The sequence below is a fragment of the Streptomyces sp. NPDC090442 genome (genome assembly GCF_044769405.1).
Taxonomy (GTDB): Bacteria; Actinomycetota; Actinomycetes; order Streptomycetales; family Streptomycetaceae; genus Streptomyces.
Genome location: NZ_JBIVXW010000178.1, coordinates 1,416 through 3,870 on the forward strand (window position 1 = coordinate 1,416; position 2,455 = coordinate 3,870).

Sequence of the window (2,455 nt, forward strand, 5' to 3'; positions counted from 1 at the left end):
CCTTCGGGATGCCGGTCCCAGTGAACTCAGCTTTCGGGTTGGGGTGGTGGGTGGCTGGTCGTTGTTTGAGAACTGCACAGTGGACGCGAGCATCTGTGGCCAAGTTTTTAAGGGCGCACGGTGGATGCCTTGGCACCAGGAACCGATGAAGGACGTGGGAGGCCGCGATAGGCCCCGGGGAGCTGTCAACCGAGCTTTGATCCGGGGGTGTCCGAATGGGGAAACCCGGCAGTCGTCATGGGCTGTCACCCGCTGCTGAACACATAGGCAGTGTGGAGGGAACGCGGGGAAGTGAAACATCTCAGTACCCGCAGGAAGAGAAAACAACCGTGATTCCGGGAGTAGTGGCGAGCGAAACTGGATGAGGCCAAACCGTATTGGTGTGATACCCGGCAGGGGTTGCCAGTGCGGGGTTGTGGGAGCTTTCTTGATCGGTCTGCCGGCCGGTCGGTGAGTCAGAAACCGTTGATGTAGGCGAAGGACATGCGAAAGGTCCGGCGTAGAGGGTAAGACCCCCGTAGCTGAAACGTCAGCGGCTTGCTTGAGAGCCACCCAAGTAGCACGGGGCCCGAGAAATCCCGTGTGAATCTGGCGGGACCACCCGTTAAGCCTAAATATTCCCTGGTGACCGATAGCGGATAGTACCGTGAGGGAATGGTGAAAAGTACCGCGGGAGCGGAGTGAAATAGTACCTGAAACCGTGTGCCTACAAGCCGTGGGAGCGTCGCGCAGAGACTTTGTTTCTGCGTCGTGACTGCGTGCCTTTTGAAGAATGAGCCTGCGAGTTAGCGGTGTGTAGCGAGGTTAACCCGTGTGGGGAAGCCGTAGCGAAAGCGAGTCCGAAGAGGGCGTTGAGTTGCACGCTCTAGACCCGAAGCGGAGTGATCTAGCCATGGGCAGGTTGAAGCGGAGGTAAGACTTCGTGGAGGACCGAACCCACCAGGGTTGAAAACCTGGGGGATGACCTGTGGTTAGGGGTGAAAGGCCAATCAAACTCCGTGATAGCTGGTTCTCCCCGAAATGCATTTAGGTGCAGCGTCGTGTGTTTCTTGCCGGAGGTAGAGCACTGGATAGGCGATGGGCCCTACCGGGTTACTGACCTTAGCCAAACTCCGAATGCCGGTAAGTGAGAGCGCGGCAGTGAGACTGTGGGGGATAAGCTCCATGGTCGAGAGGGAAACAGCCCAGAGCATCGACTAAGGCCCCTAAGCGTGTGCTAAGTGGGAAAGGATGTGGAGTCGCAGAGACAACCAGGAGGTTGGCTTAGAAGCAGCCACCCTTGAAAGAGTGCGTAATAGCTCACTGGTCAAGTGATTCTGCGCCGACAATGTAGCGGGGCTCAAGTACACCGCCGAAGTCGTGTCATTGCAGCGTGAGGGCTAACGCCTGCTGTGATGGGTAGGGGAGCGTCGTGTGCCGGGTGAAGCAGCCGCGGAAGCGAGTTGTGGATGGTTCACGAGTGAGAATGCAGGCATGAGTAGCGATACAAGAGTGGGAAACTCTTGCGCCGATTGACTAAGGGTTCCTGGGTCAAGCTGATCTGCCCAGGGTAAGTCGGGACCTAAGGCGAGGCCGACAGGCGTAGTCGATGGACAACCGGTTGATATTCCGGTACCCGCTTTGGAGCGCCCAATACTGAATCAGGCGATGCTAAGTCCGTGAAGCCGCCCTGATCTCTTCGGAGTTGAGGGGAGTGGTGGAGCCGACGGACCAGACTTGTAGTAGGTAAGCGATGGGGTGACGCAGGAAGGTAGTCCAGCCCGGGCGGTGGTTGTCCCGGGGTAAGGGTGTAGGCCGTGTGGTAGGTAAATCCGTCGCACGTTAAGGCTGAGACCTGATGCCGAGCCGATTGTGGTGAAGTGGATGATCCTATGCTGTCGAGAAAAGCCTCTAGCGAGCTTCATGGCGGCCCGTACCCTAAACCGACTCAGGTGGTCAGGTAGAGAATACCGAGGCGTTCGGGTGAACTATGGTTAAGGAACTCGGCAAAATGCCCCCGTAACTTCGGGAGAAGGGGGGCCATTTCTGGTGATGACATTTTCTGTCTGAGCTGGGGGTGGCCGCAGAGACCAGCGAGAAGCGACTGTTTACTAAAAACACAGGTCCGTGCGAAGCCGTAAGGCGATGTATACGGACTGACGCCTGCCCGGTGCTGGAACGTTAAGGGGACCGGTTAGTCAATCTTCGGGTTGGCGAAGCTGAGAACTTAAGCGCCAGTAAACGGCGGTGGTAACTATAACCATCCTAAGGTAGCGAAATTCCTTGTCGGGTAAGTTCCGACCTGCACGAATGGCGTAACGACTTCTCGACTGTCTCAACCATAGGCCCGGTGAAATTGCATTACGAGTAAAGATGCTCGTTTCGCGCAGCAGGACGGAAAGACCCCGGGACCTTTACTATAGCTTGATATTGGTGTTCGGTTCGGCTTGTGTAGGATAGGTGGGAGACTGTGAAG

Annotated in this window: 1 other annotated feature (running past one end of the window). The window is 56.7% G+C overall.

Features of this window, described 5'->3' with window-relative positions:
• Positions 1–2,455, forward strand: a sequence feature (most likely nonfunctional fraction of RNA operon) (it extends 1,410 nt beyond the left edge of the window).